The 18,698-nt window shown below is 71.8% G+C and carries 18 protein-coding genes and 1 riboswitch; of the genes, 3 read left to right on the top strand and 15 right to left on the bottom strand.

Annotated features, from left to right (window positions below; all coding sequences use genetic code 11):
* Positions 1 to 69 precede the first annotated feature (69 nt).
* Positions 70 to 185, top strand: a riboswitch (SAM riboswitch).
* 52 nt (positions 186 to 237) lie between these two features.
* Both J2S55_RS18090 and J2S55_RS18085 read left to right on the top strand, forming a co-directional pair.
* Positions 238 to 1,536, top strand: a complete 1,299-nt coding sequence (locus tag J2S55_RS18090; RefSeq protein WP_370879684.1) for an aminotransferase class V-fold PLP-dependent enzyme — start codon at positions 238 to 240, stop codon at positions 1,534 to 1,536.
* Positions 1,537 to 1,553: 17 nt separating this feature from the next.
* A complete protein-coding gene (locus tag J2S55_RS18085) occupies positions 1,554 to 2,750 on the top strand; it encodes an NADH-quinone oxidoreductase subunit D (RefSeq protein WP_306862134.1) in 1,197 nt (398 codons plus the stop codon).
* A 24-nt stretch (positions 2,751 to 2,774) separates the two neighbouring features.
* Here the strand turns inward: J2S55_RS18085 and J2S55_RS18080 are convergent, their stop codons facing one another.
* From J2S55_RS18080 to dacB, 11 genes are all read right to left on the bottom strand, one after another.
* On the bottom strand, positions 2,775 to 3,227 hold the full coding sequence (locus tag J2S55_RS18080; RefSeq protein ID WP_306862131.1) for a DUF3180 domain-containing protein: 453 nt from the start codon (positions 3,225 to 3,227) through the stop codon (positions 2,775 to 2,777).
* On the bottom strand, positions 3,224 to 3,721 hold the full coding sequence (folK, locus tag J2S55_RS18075; protein WP_306862128.1) for a 2-amino-4-hydroxy-6-hydroxymethyldihydropteridine diphosphokinase: 498 nt from the start codon (positions 3,719 to 3,721) through the stop codon (positions 3,224 to 3,226). Before folK ends, J2S55_RS18080 begins: the two co-directional genes overlap by 4 nt.
* Entirely contained in the window at positions 3,718 to 4,080 is a 363-nt protein-coding gene (gene folB / locus J2S55_RS18070; protein ID WP_306862126.1) for a dihydroneopterin aldolase, read from the bottom strand. Before folB ends, folK begins: the two co-directional genes overlap by 4 nt.
* Positions 4,077 to 4,517 (bottom strand): nuclear transport factor 2 family protein, encoded by a 441-nt coding sequence (locus J2S55_RS18065; RefSeq protein ID WP_306862124.1) that lies wholly within the window; start codon positions 4,515 to 4,517, stop codon positions 4,077 to 4,079. Before J2S55_RS18065 ends, folB begins: the two co-directional genes overlap by 4 nt.
* A complete protein-coding gene (folP, locus tag J2S55_RS18060; RefSeq protein WP_306862121.1) occupies positions 4,514 to 5,365 on the bottom strand; it encodes a dihydropteroate synthase in 852 nt (283 codons plus the stop codon). Before folP ends, J2S55_RS18065 begins: the two co-directional genes overlap by 4 nt.
* A 265-nt stretch (positions 5,366 to 5,630) precedes the next feature.
* Positions 5,631 to 6,212, bottom strand: coding sequence for a GTP cyclohydrolase I FolE (gene folE, locus J2S55_RS18055; RefSeq protein WP_306862118.1), 582 nt, complete (start codon positions 6,210 to 6,212; stop codon positions 5,631 to 5,633).
* A gap of 3 nt (positions 6,213 to 6,215) precedes the next feature.
* Entirely contained in the window at positions 6,216 to 8,186 is a 1,971-nt protein-coding gene (gene ftsH, locus J2S55_RS18050) for an ATP-dependent zinc metalloprotease FtsH (RefSeq protein WP_306862115.1), read from the bottom strand.
* Positions 8,187 to 8,468: 282 nt separating this feature from the next.
* Positions 8,469 to 9,026 (bottom strand): hypoxanthine phosphoribosyltransferase, encoded by a 558-nt coding sequence (gene hpt, locus J2S55_RS18045; RefSeq protein WP_218919784.1) that lies wholly within the window; start codon positions 9,024 to 9,026, stop codon positions 8,469 to 8,471.
* 11 nt (positions 9,027 to 9,037) lie between these two features.
* Entirely contained in the window at positions 9,038 to 10,054 is a 1,017-nt protein-coding gene (tilS, locus tag J2S55_RS18040) for a tRNA lysidine(34) synthetase TilS (RefSeq protein ID WP_306862111.1), read from the bottom strand.
* A gap of 43 nt (positions 10,055 to 10,097) precedes the next feature.
* Positions 10,098 to 11,198: an Rv3626c family coenzyme F420 biosynthesis-associated protein gene (locus J2S55_RS18035; RefSeq protein ID WP_306862108.1), complete on the bottom strand. Its 1,101-nt coding sequence runs from the start codon at positions 11,196 to 11,198 to the stop codon at positions 10,098 to 10,100.
* Between the two features lie 49 nt (positions 11,199 to 11,247).
* On the bottom strand, positions 11,248 to 12,630 hold the full coding sequence (gene dacB, locus J2S55_RS18030; RefSeq protein ID WP_306862105.1) for a D-alanyl-D-alanine carboxypeptidase/D-alanyl-D-alanine endopeptidase: 1,383 nt from the start codon (positions 12,628 to 12,630) through the stop codon (positions 11,248 to 11,250).
* 105 nt (positions 12,631 to 12,735) lie between these two features.
* Here dacB and J2S55_RS18025 point away from each other — a divergent pair, with 105 nt between their 5' ends.
* The gene (locus J2S55_RS18025) at positions 12,736 to 13,224 is read left to right on the top strand and encodes an inorganic diphosphatase (RefSeq protein WP_306862102.1); all 489 of its coding nucleotides are present in this window, start codon (positions 12,736 to 12,738) and stop codon (positions 13,222 to 13,224) included.
* Positions 13,225 to 13,227: 3 nt separating this feature from the next.
* On the opposite strand, the gene J2S55_RS18020 is transcribed toward J2S55_RS18025, so the two are convergent.
* The 4 genes from J2S55_RS18020 to J2S55_RS18005 form a co-directional block, all read right to left on the bottom strand.
* Complete coding sequence (locus J2S55_RS18020; protein WP_306862099.1) at positions 13,228 to 14,508, bottom strand: C40 family peptidase; 1,281 nt, start codon at positions 14,506 to 14,508, stop codon at positions 13,228 to 13,230.
* Between the two features lie 306 nt (positions 14,509 to 14,814).
* On the bottom strand, positions 14,815 to 16,581 hold the full coding sequence (locus J2S55_RS18015) for an RNA polymerase sigma factor (protein ID WP_306862096.1): 1,767 nt from the start codon (positions 16,579 to 16,581) through the stop codon (positions 14,815 to 14,817).
* A gap of 118 nt (positions 16,582 to 16,699) precedes the next feature.
* Positions 16,700 to 17,746 (bottom strand): alkaline phosphatase family protein, encoded by a 1,047-nt coding sequence (locus J2S55_RS18010; RefSeq protein WP_306862093.1) that lies wholly within the window; start codon positions 17,744 to 17,746, stop codon positions 16,700 to 16,702.
* Between the two features lie 109 nt (positions 17,747 to 17,855).
* Positions 17,856 to 18,659, bottom strand: coding sequence for a hypothetical protein (locus J2S55_RS18005; RefSeq protein WP_306862091.1), 804 nt, complete (start codon positions 18,657 to 18,659; stop codon positions 17,856 to 17,858).
* Positions 18,660 to 18,698 lie beyond the last annotated feature (39 nt).

The following is an 18,698-nucleotide window of genomic DNA, read 5'->3' as shown; positions in this document are numbered from 1 at the left end:
CAAGGATCACAACTGCGCATTTCAACGACTTGCGGAGCCCGGCCAGGAGTCGGTTATAGTTCCCCTGTAGGTCATGAGTGCCAGTGACAAGCCCCGGCTCGCTGGCCGGCAACCCTCGCGTCCGCGGCGGGGTGCCCCGGGTGAGGACCTGGTCCGGCACGGAGCGTGCCGGGCAAGCGCGGGCTCCACGCACCAACGCCACGGCTTGGGGTCCGATGACCTCCGAGGAGTTCTGGCGTGTCCGCACTGACGATCTTCACCTCCGCCCCCGCCACGTCCGTGACCGTCCCCGCCACCCGCGCGTCCGAGGACCGGCGGATCCCCGCGGTGCTCGGCTCGGACCTCCAGGTCCCGGTCAGGGGCGGCAGGCTCGTCCCCTACGCCAACCTCGACTACGCCGCCAGCGCGCCCTGTCTGGAGCCGGTGAGCGCCGCCGTCGCCGCCGCGCTCCCGGCCTATTCCAGCGTCCACCGCGGTGCCGGGTACGCCTCCCAGCTCACCACGGCCCGCTACGAGCAGGCCCGGCACACGGTCCGCGCCTTCGTCGGGGCGCGCCCCGACGACTCGGTGATCTTCACCCGGAACACCACCGACGCGACCAACCTGCTGGCCCGCAGCCTTCCGGCGGGGACCACCGCCGTGGTCTTCGACACCGAGCACCACGCCTCGCTGCTGCCCTGGGCCGACGCCGTACGGCTCGCGCCCCCCGCCTTCCCGGGCGAGGCGGTCCGCGCCGCCGACGAGGCGCTGGCCGGGATCCACGGCCCCAAGCTGCTGGTCGTGACCGCGGCCTCCAACGTCACCGGCGAGCTCTGGCCGATCGCCGCCCTGGCCCACATCGCCCACCGCCACGGCGCCCGCATCCTCGTCGACGCCGCCCAGCTCGTCCCGCACCGCCGGCTCAACCTGACCGCACTGGACCTGGACTACGTGGTCTTCTCCGGCCACAAGCTCTACGCCCCCTTCGGCACCGGCGCCCTGGTCGGCCGGACCGACTGGCTGTCGGAGGCGGAGCCGTACCTGCGGGGCGGCGGCGCGGTGCGCTCGGTCGACGGCGACGGGGCCGAGTGGCACGACGACCCCGAGGCCCGTCACGAGGCCGGCACCCCGAACGTCCTGGGCGCCATCGCCCTGGCCGCCGCCTGCGACGCCCTGAGCGCCACCGGCTGGAGCCCGCTGCTGCGCGAGGAGGAGCGCCTCATCGGCCGCCTCCGCGCCGGCCTGGCCTCCGTCGAGGGTGTCCACGAGCTGTCCCTGTGGGGTCCCGACCACCCCCGCGTCGGCATCGTCTCCTTCGTGGTGGACGGCTTCACCGCCCGCGAGGTCGCCGAGGCCCTGTCCGGCGAGTACGGCATCGGCGTGCGCGACGGCAAGTTCTGCGCCCACCCCTTCGTCCGTCACCTCCTCGGCGCCAAGGACGGCGGCTGCGACGACGTCACCGCCTCCGCGGTCCGCGCCTCCATCGGGATCGGCACCACCGAGGAGCACGTCGACCGTCTGGTCGCCGCTCTGCGGGACCTGCTGTCGCGGAGCTGACGTGACAGCATGGCCCTATGACTGAGCGTCGTGCCGGAGGCGCGCCCCGGGAGATCAGCGTAGGGATCGGCGCCGGAGCGGACGCCGTGCACGGAGTGCGCGGCAAGGAGCTCGCGACCGAGGACATGGTCCTCAACATCGGGCCGCAGCATCCGTCCACCCACGGGGTGCTGCGGCTGCGGCTCACCCTGGACGGGGAGCGGATCAGCGCGGCCGAGCCGATCGTGGGCTACATGCACCGCGGCGCGGAGAAGCTGTTCGAGGTGCGCGACTACCGGCAGATCATCGTGCTGGCCAACCGGCACGACTGGCTGTCGGCGTTCGCCAACGAGCTGGGCGTCGTGCTCGCGGTGGAGCGGATGCTCGGCATGGAGGTGCCGGTCCGGGCGGTCTGGATGCGCACGCTCCTGGCCGAGCTCAACCGGGTCCTCAGCCACCTGATGTTCCTCGGCTCCTATCCGCTGGAGCTCGGCGCGATCACCCCGGTCTTCTACGCCTTCCGGGAGCGCGAGACCCTCCAGGCCGTGATGGAGGAGATCTCCGGCGGCCGGATGCACTACATGTTCAACCGGGTCGGCGGCCTCAAGGAGGACGTGCCCGAGGGCTGGACGGACCGCGCCGGGCGCGCCGTCGCGGACGTGCGGCGGCGGCTGCCCGACATCGAGCACCTGATCGCCGGGAACGAGATCTTCCTGGCCCGCACGGTCGGGGTGGGCGTGCTGGACCGGGAGACGATCATGCAGTACGGCGTGAGCGGCCCGATCGCCCGCGCCTCCGGGGTCGACCTCGACCTGCGCAGGGACGAGCCCTACCTCGCCTACGGCGAGCTGCCGGTGCGGGTCGTCACCCGGACGGCCGGAGACTGCCACGCCCGGTTCGAGGTGCTGCTGGAGCAGGTGAAGGTCTCCCTGGACCTGGCCGACGCCTGCCTGGAGCGGCTCCGGGAGCTGCCGCAGGGGCCGGTCAACCAGCGCCTGCCCAAGGTGCTCAAGGTGCCCGAGGGCCACACCTACGCCTGGACCGAGAACCCGCTCGGCATCAACGGCTACTATCTGGTCTCCCGCGGCGAGAAGACCCCCTGGCGGATGAAGCTCCGCTCGGCCTCCTACAACAACGTCCAGGTGCTGCGCGAGATGCTCCCCGGCCACCTGGTCTCCGACATGGTGGCCATCCTGGGGTCGATGTTCTTCGTCGTGGGCGACATCGACAAGTGACGCACGGGCCGCGCCGCCCCGGGGCTAGCGGTCCTCCTCCGAGGAGTCCTTGGGCACCTTGCAGCAGTATTCGAGGTAGAGGGCGGCGCAGACCAGCACCACGCAGCCCACGAACGAGCCGCCGGCGATGAGGAAGTCGCGGCGGGGCACGCCCTGCTCCAGCAGGTCGGCGGTGTAGATCGTGAACCCGGCGAAGACGCCGCCGAAGATCGCCCCGCCGTACGCGGAGGCCTTGGCGAGGGCCGCCAGCCGGGCCACCGCCAGCGGCTCGACGGGTTTGGTGTCGCCCTTGCGCTCGATCCTGGCCTTCGTCATCCACCCGCTGTAGATCTCGCCGATCGCCAGCAGGAGCACCGTGGGGATCGCGGTCCACGGCACGGTCGGCAGGGACGAGTAAAGAGGCTTCAGCAGCGCCCAGGTGATGATCGCGAACACGACGACGAGACCGACGAGCACGCCGGGACGGGTCGGCTTCAAATGGGCCTCTGCAGCGTCAGATCGGCACGCAGCCGCACGTAGTCCTGGTCCAGCCCGGCCAGCAGGTCCTCGACCCTGCGCCCGGCCAGCACCGCGTCCGGATCGGCCCGCAGCCACGGCACCAGCACGAACGCGCGCTCGTGCGCCCTGGGGTGCGGCAGCGTCAGCTCGGGGTCGTCGGCGGTGACGTCGCCCACGGCGATCAGGTCGACGTCCAGGGTGCGCGGCCCCCACCGCTCCTGGCGGACCCTGCCGAAGGCGTTCTCCACCCCCTGGGCGCGCTCAAGGAGCGTCCGGGGTCCCAGGGTGGTCTGCGCGATCACCACCGCGTTGAGGTAGGGGCCCTGCTCGGGGCCGCCGAACGGGTCGGTCTCGTATACGGGCGAGACCGCGACGAAGTCGAGCTCGGGGGCGTCGAAGAGCGCGTCGAGCGCGCCCTGCAGCGTCTCGAACCGGTCACCCAGGTTGCTGCCGAGCGCCAGCACGACCTTCATCCCCGGCTCCGGGTGATCGTCACTACCACGTCGTCGAACGGCAGCGGGATCGGCGCGGCCGGCTTGTGCACACTGATCTCCGCCGACAGCACCTGCTCGCGCGCCAGGCAGACCTCCGCCAGGCGCTGGGCCAGCGTCTCGATCAGGTTGACCGGCTCGCCCTCCACGACCTTCACCAGGTCCTGGGCGAGCTCGCCGTAGTGCACGGTCCTGGTGAGGTCGTCCCCGGCCGCCGCGGGCGCCGTGTCGAGGAAGAGCGTGGCGTCGACGACGAACTCCTGGCCGAGCTCGCGCTCGGCGGCCAGCACGCCGTGCCGTCCCCGTGCCCGCAGGCCCTTGACGCTGATCCGGTCTGTCACGCGGCTTCCTCTTCTTCCTCGTCCTCGTCGCCCTGCAGCACCGGCGAACCGTGGTGCAGCCAGAGCCGCCAGCCCGCCGCCGTCCTGATGAAGGTGTTGCTCGCCACCACCTTGCCCGCGGCGAAGCTGGAGTCGCCCTCGTCACCGGCGGTGAGGATGTTCTCCTCGCAGGTGAGAATGGCCACATCGCCCAGGACCATGACGCGGACGTCGGTCAGCACGAACTGGATGTAGGGGGTGTTGGCCATGATGAGCGCCCAGGAGCGCAGCACCTCCTGGCGGCCGTTCACGATCGGCCACCCCGGGTGCACGCAGCTCACCTGCTCGCCGTCGACGTCTTCGGCCCAGATCTCGGTCATCCTGTCGAGATCCGCGTTCTCGATGGCGGTGTAGAACGCCTGGTTGACCGTCTCGACAGCGGTGGTGTCGACGCTCATGCTCTCGCTCCCTGGACTGCGGCAGCCACGCGGACGGCGTCCGCGTTCGGGCGTACGTCGTGCACTCGCACACACCATGCCCCCGCCTGGGCGACGAGGGCGGTCACGGCGAGCGTGGCGTCATCACTGCGACTGAAAGGACGCGGGGTGCCGTCCGGGTCCGCCAGCAGCCGGCCCAGGAATCGTTTCCGCGAGGCCCCGATGAGCAGCGGGTGGCCCAGCTCGGCGAGCCGGTCGACGCCCGCCAGCAGGGCCCAGTTGTGTTCGGGGTTCTTGGAGAAGCCCAGACCCGGGTCGATCACGATCTGACTGTCGGCCACCCCCTCGGCCAGCACGGAGGCGATCCGCTTGGACAGTTCCTCCCGCACCTCGGTCACGACGTCGTCGTAGACCGCCCTGCTGTTCATCGTGTGGCTGTGCCCCCGCCAGTGCATCACCACGTACGGGACGCCGGAGGCGGCGACGACCCTCGGCATCGCCGGGTCCGCCAGACCGCCGCTGACGTCGTTGACCAGCCTCGCCCCGGCGTCCACGGCCGCCTGCGCCACCTCGGCCCGCATGGTGTCGACACTGACCGTGACACCCGCACGGCTCAGCTCCCTGATGACCGGCTCGACCCTGGCCAGCTCCTCCTCGAGCGACACCCGCGCCGCTCCGGGCCTGGTGGACTCCCCGCCCACGTCGACGATGTCGGCGCCCTGCTCGACCAGCTCCAGGCCATGCCGTACGGCGGCCGCCGGGTCGAACCACCGCCCGCCGTCGGAGAACGAGTCGGGGGTCACGTTGACCACGCCCATCACCAGGCATCGGCCCTTGTCGGGCATCCCCGGCACACTCCACGTAGTCATGCGGACAAGCCTAGGCGTTGTCCACTCTTCGCCCATCTCGCGGGTCCAGCTTGTGCCATAACGAATCAGCCCGTCCATCCCGAGGCAGTCGGCCGCGCATGCCGGACCTTGGCGAGTGTGGAGATATTAGCCCGGACGGAGCGGGATCGGAGGGCTTTCGAACCCGGCCGCAACGCAGAAACCTTGTCCGGACCGCCGTGGCGGTCCGGACAAGGCGGGGTCTCTGCGGGCAAGGGCTCGGACTGGCTCGGGCTCGGGCTCGGGCTCAGCGGAGGATGAGCGCCATGGCCTCGGCGCGGGTCTTGTCGCTGGTGCGGAAGTCGCCGCGCACGGACGAGGTGATGGTCTTGGCGCCGGGCTTGCGGACACCCCGCATGGTCATGCAGAGGTGTTCGCACTCGATCACCACGATGACCCCGCGGGGCTCCAGCACGCTCATGAGCGCGTCGGCGATCTGCGAGGTCATCCGCTCCTGCACCTGGGGGCGGCGGGCGTAGACGTCGACGAGGCGGGCCAGCTTGGACAGGCCGGTGACCTGACCCTTCTCGTTCGGGATGTAGCCGACGTGGGCGAGGCCGTGGAAGGGCACCAGGTGGTGCTCGCAGGTGGAATAGACCTCGATGTCACGGACGAGCACCATCTCGTCGTGGTCGACGTCGAAGACCGTGGACAGCACGTCTTCCGGGGTCTGCCCCAGCCCGGCGAACTGCTCCGCGTAGGCGCGGGCCACGCGGGCCGGGGTCTCCTGCAGGCCGTCCCGGTCCGGATCCTCACCGAGCGCGATGAGGATCTCGCGGACTGCTTTCTCGATCCGGGCCGAGTCGACCTGCAACGGCTTCACGCTCACGCTTCAGTTCCCGTCCCTGGGCACGGTGTCGGTGTGGCCCGCTCCCGCCGGGAGGGCGCCGTTGCCCGACTGCTCCTTCGGCGTCAGGATCGGCGGCCGGTTCGACGGCAGCCGCTTGCCGTAGCCGGAGTAGGAGGGGCGCTTCTCCTTGACGACGACCGGCGCGAAGATCTGCAGCACCTGGTCGCGGGAGAGCGTCTCCTTCTCCATGAGCTCCAGCACCAGGTTGTCGAGCACGTCGCGGTATTCGACGAGGATCTCCCAGGCCTGGTCGTGCGCGGCCTCGATGAGGCGGCGCACCTCCTCGTCGATCGTGGAGGCGATCTTCTCGGAGTAGTCGCGCTCGTGGCCCATCTCACGGCCGAGGAAGACCTCGGCGTTGCCGGTGCCGAACTTGCGGGCGCCGAGCTGCTCGCTCATGCCGTACTCGGTGACCATGCGGCGGGCGATGGAGGTGGCCTTCTCGATGTCGTTGGAGGCGCCGGTGGTGGGCTCGTGGAAGACGAGCTCCTCCGCCGTGCGGCCGCCCAGCAACATCGCGAGCTGGTCCATCATCTCCGAGCGGGTCGCCAGGAACTTGTCCTCCATCGGCAGCGTCATCGTGTAACCGAGGGCGCGGCCGCGGGACAGGATCGTGATCTTGTGGACCGGGTCGGAGTTGGGCAGCGCGTGCGCCACCAGGGCGTGGCCGCCCTCGTGGTACGCGATGATCTTCTTCTCCTGGTCCGACATGACGCGGGTCTTGCGCTCCGGACCGGCCATCACGCGGTCGATGGACTCCTCGAGCATCTCCATCGTGATCAGCTTCTGGTCGGCGCGCGCGGTGAGCAGCGCGGCCTCGTTGATCACGTTGGCCAGGTCGGCGCCGGTGAAACCGGGCGTCCGGCGGGCGATGACGTCGAGGTCGACCCCTTCGGCGAACGGCTTGCCGCGGCCGTGCACCCGGAGGATGCCCTTGCGGCCCTCCAGGTCGGGGCGGTCGACGGTGACCTGCCGGTCGAAACGGCCCGGACGGAGCAGCGCCGGGTCGAGGATGTCGGGCCGGTTGGTCGCGGCGATCAGGATCACGCCGCCCTTGACGTCGAAGCCGTCCATCTCCACGAGGAGCTGGTTCAGGGTCTGCTCGCGCTCGTCGTGGCCACCGCCGAGGCCGGCGCCGCGGTGGCGGCCCACCGCGTCGATCTCGTCGATGAAGATGATCGCCGGGGCGTTCGCCTTGGCCTGCTCGAACAGGTCGCGGACCCGGGAGGCGCCGACACCGACGAACATCTCGACGAAGTCGGAGCCGGAGATCGAGTAGAACGGCACCCCGGCCTCACCGGCGACGGCCCTGGCGAGCAGGGTCTTACCGGTTCCGGGCGGGCCGTAGAGGAGGACGCCCTTGGGGATCTTCGCGCCGATCGCCTGGAACTTGGCCGGGGCCTGCAGGAACTCCTTGATCTCCTGGAGCTCCTCGATGGCCTCGTCGGCGCCCGCGACGTCGGCGAAGGTGGTCTTCGGGGTGTCCTTGGTGATGAGCTTGGCCTTCGACTTGCCGAAGTTCATCACCCGGGAGCCGCCGCCCTGCATCTGGTTCATGATGAACAGGAAGATCAGCACGATGATGACGATCGGCAGGAAGCTCACCAGGAGGCCGAGGAGGAAGTTCTCCTTCGGCACGTCGACGGTGTAGTCCTTGGCGAGCTTGTTGGCCTTCTTGGCCTGCTGGAGCTGGTCGGCGAGCTGGACGCCCTGACCGGTCACCCACGAGGAGTAGTAGCGCTTGCCGTCGGTCGTGGTGACCTCGATGCGCTGGTCCTTGTCGATGATCTTCGCGTTGGAGACCTTGCCCTCGTCGATCCAACTAACGATCTTCGAGGTGTCGGTCTTCTCGAAATTGCCGTCGCCGCTCCACATCGTGGTCACGAGCAGGAGCAGCACGACGATGCCCAGGATCCACAGCAGTGGCCCACGTGTAAATCGCTTGAGATCCATCCGATGCGGAACCCCGGCGGGCCCGTCCCTTCCTGACCAAGGCCTGGCAACCCCGGGCGGACCCGGGGTTCGCGGTATCCCTAACCGCTCCAACTGACTCCCCAGAGACGCCCCGGAAGGTCATCTCTTTGGAGTCCGAAGGTACACCGGCGTGCCGCGCACAGTAACTGCCCGGGCGGTACCGGCTTTGCCCTACCAACGTACGTCAAGTAGGCCGGTGTTCCCCGCCGCTATGAGCAATGTCGCCGCCGTGGAGGGCACGCTTCGCGCAGGGCGTACTTTTCAGCCCGCTCCATACACATGCGGAGCAAGGGTCCCAATGAAGGGAAGGTTGCGATATCGCTCTGCGTAGTCGAGCCCGTAACCGATGACGAACTCGTTGGGAATGTCGAAACCGATGTATTTCACATCGATCGGCACCTTGACCGCGTCCGGCTTCCGCAGCGCGGCGCAGATCTCGACGGAGGCGGGATTGCGCGACTTCAGGTTGTGCACCAGCCACGAGAGGGTCAGGCCGGAGTCGATGATGTCCTCGACCACCAGCACGTGACGGCCCGCGATGTCGGTGTCGAGGTCCTTGAGCACGCGCACGACGCCCGACGACTTGGTGCCGGCGCCATAGGACGAGACGGCCATCCAGTCCATCTGGACCGGCACGTGCAGCGCCCTGGCCAGGTCGGCCATGACCATGACCGCCCCCTTGAGCACTCCCACGATCAGCAGGTCCTTGCCCGCGTAATCCTCGTCGATCCGGCTCGCGAGCTCCTTGATCTTTGCCTGGAGCTCTTCCTCCGGGATGAGGACCTTCGAGAGGTCCTTGCCCATGTCGGCTGCGTCCACCTGGGATTTCCTTACAAGACGGGGCGTACTGACTGTCTGGCGAACACCAGCGTGCCACACCGGCGGACCGCTCCCACCCCACCGGGGACCTCTATCCGCCGTTGCCCCCGCCAGTCGGTGACCAGACGGTCGACCTGGAGGATGTGCCAGGCCGCGAGCGTGCCGGGCGGGGCCCCGGCCTCGATCGCCGCCCGCCGCAGCACCCGCCGCCGCACCGCGGCCGGCACCCCCGCCACCTCCGAGACGGTCACCGCCACCGCCCCGATATCGCTTAGAGCGGAATCGGGGACGGCCGCCCGCGCGTAGACGGCGTCGGCCCACTCGTCGAGCGCGTCGGCGTCGTCACGGCACAGCGCGGCGGTCCGGGCGAGCGCCTCGGCGACCCCGGGACCGAGCCCCTCCTCCAGGGCGGGCAGCAGCCGCTCACGGACCCGGACCCGGGTGTAGCGGGGGTCGAGGTTGTGCGGGTCGTCCCACGGGGACAGCCCGAGCGCCGCGCAGGCCGCCACGGTCGTCGCGCGGCCGAGCCCCAGCAGCGGCCGCCGGTAGAGTCCCGCCCGCGCGGGCATCCCCGCCAGCGAGCGCGTCCCGCTCCCCCGGGTCAGCCGCATCAGCACGGTCTCGGCCTGGTCGTCCCTGGTGTGCCCGAGCAGCACGGCCGCCGCCCCGAGGCGCCCGGCGGCCTCCGACAGCGCCGCGTATCTCGCCTCCCTGGCCGCCGCCTCGGGGCCCCCCGAGATCCCCACGGAGACGCTCAGCGCCTCCACGGGGCCGAGCAGCCCGAGGGCGGGGGCGAGCCGTACGACGTCGGCGGCCCGGTCCGGAGAACCCTCCTGGAGGCCGTGGTCGACGGTCAGCAGCCCGGCGCGGAGCCCGGCGCGCGGCGCCACGGCCCCCAGCCCCGCCGCGAGCGCCAGGGAGTCGGCGCCGCCGCTGCACGCGACCAGCACGAGGTCGCCGGGCTCCAGGTCGGCCAGGGCGTGCCGTACGGCACGGCGGACATCGGCGACGACCGGAGGCGGACCCATGCCGCCATTGTCCGGCCTCCCGGCGGCAGGTGGCGCCGCCCGGTCAGCCGGTGGTGCCGTCGGCCTCGGCCGCGGGGAGGGCCGGGTCGCCGATCACCCTGGCGATCCAGCGCTCGGGGTGGCTGATCTCGTCCTGGGTGGGGAGGGTCTGCGGGGAGGTCCAGACCTTGTTGAAGCCGTCCATGCCCACGCTGTCGACGACGGTGCGGACGAAGGCGGACCCCTGGGCGTACTGCTTCATCTTGAGGTCGACGCCGAGCAGCTTGCGGACCGTGCGGTCGAGCCGGGACCCGCCCTCCCTGCGGTGGTGGAACTTGGCCCGGATGTCGGCGACCGAGGGGACCACCGAGGGGCCGACCGCGTCCATGACGTAGTCGCCGTGGCCCTCGACCAGGGTCATCACCGCGGTGAGCCGGTCGAGGATCTCCTTCTGCTCGGGCGTCTGGATCGCGTCGATCAGGTTGCCCTCACCGCCCCGGACGGCGTCGGCGACCGCGTCGGCGGCCGAGCGGAGCCGCTCCAGGAGCGTGGACAGGTCGATGTCGGAGGCGAGCAGGAACTCCGTCATCTGGGAGCGGACGTATTCCCGCAGCCAGGGGACGCCGGTGAACTGCACCCGGTGGGTCTCCTCGTGCAGGCAGACCCACAGGCGGAAGTCACGCGGATGGACGTTGAGCTCCTGCTCGGCGTGGACGATGTTGGGCGCGACCAGGGTGAGCCGGCCGGCGGCCGCCTGGCCGTCGGGGTCGGGCGGCAGGAACAGTTCGTACTGGCCCAGGACGCGGGAGGCGAGGAAGGCCAGCACCGCGCCGACCTCGACCCCGGTGATGCGCGATCCCACCGCGGACACGATCGCCGGCGTCTGGTCCCGGCGCGCGGCCATCCGCTCGGTCAGCGGCTCCAGGACCACCCGGAAGCCCTCGACGTTGGCCTTGATCCAGCCGGACCGGTCGACGATCGTGGCGGGCTGGGGCGCGGTCTCGGTGTCGATCCGGGTGAACTCCCGGACGTGCCCCTCGGCCTCGCGGGACAGCTGTCGCAGCTCCGCGACCGCCTGCCGGGCCTCCTCTCGGCTCACTTGCGGCCCGGGGCGCACCAGGCGCGTTCCGGTCGTTACGGCGAGATCCCAGTCGATCACCTGCATACCGTCCACCGTACGCGCTCTCCTTCCGAGTCGCGCGCCGAGCCGCCGGTCAGCTTGCGGCAACGACGGCGGCGAGCCTGTCGAGGGCCGCCTCCGCCTTGCCCCAGCCGGGCGGGATGTCGTCCGCCATGAAGGCGAAGGTCACCAGCCGGCCGCTCCGGGTGGTGGTCATGCCGGCCAGTGTGCTGACCCCGTTGAGGGTGCCGGTCTTGGCCCGGACCAGGCCGTAGGCGGAGTCGCTCTTGCCGAACCGGTGGCCGAGGGTGCCGCTGAACCCCGCCACGGGCATGCCGCTGACGATCGGGTGCAGGTGGGGGTTCGCCGGGGCGGCCGCCACCGCGATCAGCCGGGCCAGCCCGGCGGGAGCGATGCGGTTCTTGGGCGACAGCCCGCTGCCGTCGAAGACCCGCACGCCCTCGGCCGCCTTCAGCCGGGTCAGCACCTCGTGGACGGCCTGCGCGGCCCCGTCGAAGGAGGCGGGCCTGCCCTCCTTGATGGCCACCTGCCGGGCCAGGGCCTCCGACAGGTCGTTGTCGCTGCGCGTCAGCGCCCGCTCGACCAGGGCGTAAACCGGCGCGGAGTCGACCCTGGCGATCTCCTGGGCGCCGGCCGGGGCCTTCGCCCGGCCACGGGACTTGGAGACCGTGATGCCCTGCTTCGACAGCATCGAGACGAAGGCGCCGTGCGCCGCCCGGGAGGGGTCGGAGACCCGCTGGCGGCTGCCGGGGGCGACCCTGCCCTCGTCGACCATGAGCGCCGTGACGGGGGCGACCTCGCCGTCGGGCAGGTAGTTGGGCTTCCACGTGGGGGCGGTGCGCGGCCCGGTGTAGAGGCTGTCGTCGTAGGTCACCGTCACCTTGGTGGTCCCGGCCGCCTTGAGCGCCCTGGCGGTGCGCAGCGCGAGGGAGGCCAGCGAGGCCGGCTGGGGATAGACGGGGACCCCGGACGGGCGCAGGGCCGTCAGGGTGGGGTCGCCACCGCCGACCAGGATGATCGAGTCGGGTGAGGAGCCGCGGACCACCCGGGTGCTCAACCTCGCGTCGGGCCCCAGGGAGGCCAGCGAGGCGACCGAGGTGACGAGCTTGGTCGTGGAGGCCGGGGTGACGCCGATGTCGGCGCCGCTGCCGAACAGCGTGGCGCCGGTCTCGGCGTCGAGAACCACGGCGCCGACGCGCTTGCCCAGCGCGGGGTCACCCAGCGCCCCGGTGAGCCGCCCCACCAAAGTAGTCTTGGCCGGGAGAGGTCCGTTCCCCCCCGCGGCCAGCACCGGACTCGCGGTGATGACCGGGACGGGAGGCGGCCCCGCCGGAGCGGCCGCTTCGTGCGTCTCCTCCACCAGCAGGTCGCTGGTGAGCAGGTGGGCGCCGGCCGCGACGACGAACAGTTGCAGCAGGACGAGAGTGACGAAGGCCACCCACCGCTCATGCCGCATGACGTCGCCGACCTCTCATCTATTCGATATCCAACAGGTATTAACGCTTACGAGACACTAATGCCCAGCCGGGGGTGCCCGGAGGGGTTGAGCGGAGGAACAGCGGTGGAGTTCGACGTTCTCGTTGAGATTCCCAAGGGCCAACGGAACAAGTATGAGGTGGACCACGAGTCAGGGCGGATCAGGCTCGACCGGATGCTCTTCACCTCCACGCAGTACCCCGCCGACTACGGCTTCATCGAGAACACCCTCGGCGAGGACGGCGACCCCCTCGACGCCCTCGTGCTGCTCCAGGAGCCGACCTTCCCCGGCTGCCTGATCAAGTGCCGCGCGGTCGGCATGTTCCGCATGACCGACGAGAAGGGTGGCGACGACAAGGTCCTGTGCGTCCCCGCCACGGACCCCCGGATGGAGCACATCCGCGACATCCACCACGTGCCGGAGTTCGACCGCCTGGAGATCCAGCACTTCTTCGAGGTCTACAAGGACCTGGAGCCCGGCAAGTCCGTCGAGGGCGCCAACTGGGTCGGCCGGGTCGAGGCCGAGGAGGAGATCGCCCGCTCCGTCAGGCGCGCCGAGGACCACGAGCACTGAGCATCACGCCGGACGGGTCGCGCCGACGAAGTCCCTGCGCCATATCGGCGCGACCCGGACCACGTCCCCGGTCTGCGGGGCGTGCACCATCAGGCCCCGGCCGATGTAGATCCCCACGTGGGAGATGTCGCCCGGGTTCCGGGTGATCCTGCCGAAGAACAGCAGGTCGCCCCGGCGGAGCCGACTGATCCGCACATGCTGTCCCGATGTCCACTGGGTGCCCGTCCAGTGGTCGATCCTGACCCCGGCCCGGGCCCACGCCCGCATGGTCAGACCGGAGCAGTCGTAGTTGCGGGGCCCCGTGCCCGCCCACACGTAGGGCTTGTCGAGCTGGGTGAGCGCCCAGTCGGCGGCGATGTCGCCCCGCGCCGCCTGCCACGTCGCGTTGAGCGGCCAGGTCTGCCCCGCCACCTCGCGGGCCGCCACGAACCGTGCTCTCATACGCGCCACCGCCGCGCTCCGGTGATCGCCCAGCCGGGCGCGCTCCTGCGCGACCCTGGACCACTTGAGGACGGCGACCCGCTTGCCGGCCAGCCGCTCGGCGGCGCCCGCCTCCGCCTTCATCTCCTTGTCCAGCCGCGTCCTGTCCGCCTCGATCCGCTGGACCTCCGCCGCCTGCCCGGCCACGGCCTCCTCGGCCGCCCGCGCCGCTTCGGCCGCCCGCTCCGCCGCCGCCCACCGCTCGCGGTAATCGATCTCCGCCCGTACGGCCTCCGCCTGCGCGGCCCCTGCCTGCGCGGCCTCTGTCTGGGCCTGGAGCACTTCCGCGACATCCGGAGGGGGGCTCACGGCCATCCCGTCGCTCTGGACCGGGGCCGCCACTCCGCTGTCTCCCCGAAGGGGGATCACAGCCGCCCCGCCCACGTCCCGGACCGGGGTCGGCCCCCCGTCACCTCGGCCCGGGACCACGTCACCCCGGCCCGGGACCGCGGCCACCGCCTCGCGGGGCTTGTCCGCCCCGGCGGCGGCCCGCTCCCTCGCCCTCCGGAGAAGCTCCTCCGCGCGGGCCGTCTCGGCCCGCTCCCCGGCGTGGAGCTCGATCAGCCTGTCCGCCTGGGCGCTCAGCTCTCCCAGCCGGGCCTTGGCCCTGGCGAGCAGGGCAGTGGTCGCACCGAGCTGTTTACTCCGTTCGCCGGCCTTGGAGCGGGCCCTGGCGACCTCCTCTGCGGACGGCCCCAGCCTGTCTTGCATGGCGACGGCGGGGACAGCCGCACCCGTGATCAGGCAGCAGGTCAGACCCGCCACCACCGCACCGGCACGGCCGTATCTCTCGACAGACCGCATGCGCTCACCTCCTGAAACGCCCTGTATGGCTACATGTCATCTCGTGACGAACGATCTAGCTCAAGATTCCCGTTAGTCACTCTTAGCACACATGTAGCTCACATAACGTAATCAACACAGGTGAGCACAGCTTCCCAGCAGCCTCTCCGGTTCTGACCCTGGGTCTGGACGGCCGGGCGGCCGGTGCCTGCGGGCTCCGCCGCCCTGTCCGCCGGGGCAGGCGGACCGGAGTGCCGGTCGGGCGACGGCGGCGTGGCGGGCCTGCCCGTCGGCGGACGCCGGAGCCGCCGGAGCCGCCCGAGCCGGCTACGGCGTCGTGGAGGTCGCCGAGGTCGGTCCCGGACTCGCGGGAACCGGTTCCGCCGTCGGCTTCGGGGCCGGTTCCGCCGTCGGTTTCGCCGTCGGCTTTGGAGCCGGTTCCGCGGTCGGCTTCGGGGCCGGTTCCGCCGTCGGCCGAGGAGTCGCCGGGGTCGGTTTGGGAGCAGTCGGGGTCGGCGCCGTGGTGGTAGGCGCGGGCCCGGGCACCGTGGGCGCCGTGCCGGGAGTGGTCCGGCACGGGCGCGGCGGCCTGCCCCCCTGGTGGTGACGGGGCGGCCCGTGCCTGTCCGGTGCGCCCAGCCGTGGTGGGCCGGGGAGCACCGGCAGGGCGGGCCGGACCGGCCTCTCGGGCGGATGGGGGCCCGTGGGACCGGAAGGGGGACCTGTGGGGCCGCTCGGCCCGTCCGTCCGCCCGTCGGTCCGCCCGTCCGCCCGCTCGTCCGTCCGCCCGTCGGTCGGCATGGGCACCGGGATCGGCACCGGGACGGGCCTCGGGGCGCGCCGGCCGGACAGGGAGTCGGGCACGCTGACGGCGACCGGCACAGCCGGCCCGAGGGAGCCGACCGGGTAGGCGGACGACCCGCCGCGGCGGGGCTCCGGGGCCGTCGCGGTGCCCCTCGGCTCAGGGTCGTGCGGCGGGCGGACGCCCGGCGGCTCGCCGGTCACCGGTGGCGCCCCCGGCATGGCGCCGACGGCCGTCCCGTCGGAGCCCACGAGGTGGGTGAGGACCAGCACGACCGCGGCGGCCGCCGCGACCACGGCCAGCGCACCGGCCGCCGGACGAGAGCGTCGACGGCTCCCGTGACCCCTCCCCGCGGGGAAGCCCGCGGCGTCCAGGGCGCCGGCCCTGCGGGCGACACAGCGCCGGTAGGGGACGAGTCCGGGGTCGGTGAAGCAGCTCATCACCCGTACGCGCAGCGTCTCCGGCAGCACGACCGCGGGCAGCAGGTCGAGGACCCTCGCCGCCGAGACCTGCCTCGCCCGGTGCGGCGCGCAGGCGTCGCACCGGTTCACGTGGCGGATCAGGCGTTCACGCGCGTCCGGGGTGAGCCCACCGGCGGAGCCGGCCGACAGCCGCGCCCGGCCCGCGCAGTCATGCGGCCCCCTACGGGCGAGGACCTCCGCGGTCACCACGTCACGCAGCCGCTCCCGCGCCGATCCGCACATCGCGCCGGCGCGCCTGGCCGAGACCCCCAGCACCGCGGCGAGGTCGGCGACGGACAGGCCGTGCCGGGAGACCAGCTCAAGGACCTCGCGCTCCTCCGGTGACAGGCTCCGGACGGCGTCACGGGCCATCGCCCGCAGACCGGCGTCGCCGCTCCCGGCGGCCACCGGGGACGGCGACGACGCGGTCCGCGGACCCGGCCCCACCCCCGACACCCCGTCCGGGCCCACCTCCGACACCCCGCCCGGCTCCGGCGCAGCCGCCGGCTCCGGCGCAGCCGCCGGGCCCGTGGCCGTCCCACCCCGTTCCGGCGCGGCCGTCGGGCGGCGCCGTACGCACTCCCCCCGAGCGAGTGCGTACAGCCACGCCTCCAGCCGATCGGGGTCGGCGAGCGCGTGAACATGGGCCTCGGCCGCGATCAGGGTGTCGCGGAGCGCCACCTGCGCGCCGTCGGGGCCGTCGGGGCCGTCGGGGCCGTCGAGCATGGACCGGCAGTATCGATAGATGTTCTCGGCATGCAGGTCGTAGAGCGCGGCGAGGGCGCCCGCCTCCCGCGCGCGGAGGGCTCCGACCAGGGCACTGCGATTCATGTGACTGACGGTAAAGGACTGGTAACTATCAGTTCCAGCGATTCATGTGCCTTGACCAGAGCTGTGTCCATACAGTCATCCACATCGGTAAACAGTGGCGCGCTCCGGTGAATCTCGATCAATGGCTGTTCCCGGCGCTCACCCTGCTGAGCGACCCCCCGTCGAGGTCTCCGGGGAGGGGGATGCCGAGCTGGGCGAAGACGGTGGCCGCCACGTCCACCTGGCGGGCGTCCCGCCTGCGCGCCCCCTGCTCGATCCCGGGTCCGGCGGCGAGCACGAAAACGCTGCGCTCCGGCGCCGAGACGCCACCGTGGCCCCCCTCGTCCTTGTGGCCGTGATCGGTGGTGACGATGATCGTCCATTTCTCCGCGGCGAAGGTGGGCCTGGCGCGGATGGCGCCGAACAGCCGGCCGAGATAGCCGTCCACCGTCTCGATCGCCTCGCGGTAGGCGGGGCCGAGCACCCCCGTCCGGTGCGCGACGGCGTCGGTGACCTCAAGGTGCATGAAGGCGACATCGACCTGGCTGGCCTGGATGAGATCGGTCATCCTGTCGATGATGAAGGCGTCCTTGTCCCCGATCTCGTAGGGCTTGAGGTGGCTGGTGGCGTGCCAGTCGACCAGGTCGCCGACCGCCCCGGCGTGGACCAGGTCCCGCCAGCCGGTCACGGCCGCGGTGTGCAGGCTCGGCCGGATCCTCTCCAGCCGCGTGAGAAAGTCCGGATATTTAATGAACTGGCGGCCTTCGAAGGAGTTGTTGTGCACACCGTGCTTGCCCGGCGCCACCCCGGTCAGCACGGTCGCCCACCCCGGGCCGCTGCTGGAACGGACCTTCCGCAGCACCTCCAGCCGGCCGGTGGCGAGGGTCCCGGCCTCCATGAGTTGCCGGAAGTGCACCGCCCCGGTGGCGAGGACCCGGTCGTAGCGCACCCCGTCCAGCCCGACGACCAGCACCTTCGGCTGTGGCGACGGCGGGCTGGGAGCCGGCTCCGGGGTCGGGGTGAGCGTCACCGTCACGTACGGGAGCAGCGGAGGGGTGGCCACCACCACGACGCTGGGCGCGGGCAGCGCCGGAGCGTCCGGCGCGCCCGGGCCCGGGCCGCAGCCCGACGCCAGCAGCAGGGCCAGCGAGGCCGTCAGGACCCTCGGCGGCTCCCGGTGGCGCACCCTCACCTCCCGGCGACGGGCCCGGCCGGGCCGCCGCGCCGTACAGGACGCGTGGAGAACACAGGCCCGGCCGGACCGTCCCGCCGTACGGCGCGCGTGGAAGGCTCGGTCACGGCCGGGCGTCACCGGTGGAGACGGCCGGGCTGCCCCGGTCCTTGGCGAACGGGGCCGTGGTCGGCTTGGCGGTGTGCACCGGGGCGATGCCCCCCAGGGCCAGCTCCTCGTAGGGGCGGCTGCTCGATCCCCAGGTGCGCGCGACCAGCTCGGCCTTGGCGATCTTGCTGGTGTCCGGGACGCTCTCGATGTTCAGGATGAACCGGCGCTTGGCGCCCGCGCGGACGTCGTCCACGAACGTGCTCCCGCCGCCGAGCAGCTTGCCGTTCTTGTCCCGCAGGAGCGCGGTGACCGCCAGGCTGCCGGCCGGCAGCCGGTACGGCGTGCCGACGTATCCGGTGATCAGGTAGCTGTGCTCCTTGCGCTCGGTCAGCACGTCGGAGACGGGGAACGACCTGAAGGCCGAGACGATCCGGGCCGCCTGGTGCCACTCGGCCGGGCGGTACTGGATGCTCACCCGCGACGGCCGCTCGGCGGCGACCACCTGGCCGGTGAAGGAGAGCGCCCCGGCCGGAGGCACGGCGTCCAGGGGCTGCTCCAGTCGGACGACCTCCTTGCCCTTGGCGTCCGTGGCGATCACCGTGGCCACCACGTGCTCGCCGAAGTGCCACGGGTTGCTGTTGGCCAGCACCCCCGCCCAGTTCACCACATATCCGTCGTCCCCCTTGAGGACGGAGGAAGCCTCCTCCTTCACCGAGAGCGGCTTGAGCGAGGCGACCTGCTGCTCCGGCCTGGGGCTGGAGCATCCGGCGAGGAGGAGCAGGGCGAGAGCGCCGACGATTCGGGTGCTGTACGTCACCTAGTGGTGATAACCCGTGAACGTGCCCCTCTCCAGGGG

Source organism: Streptosporangium brasiliense, assembly GCF_030811595.1.
GTDB lineage: Bacteria > Actinomycetota > Actinomycetes > Streptosporangiales > Streptosporangiaceae > Streptosporangium > Streptosporangium brasiliense.
The sequence above is the reverse complement of the archived record's forward strand: the minus strand, read 5'-3'. Positions and strand labels throughout refer to the sequence as shown.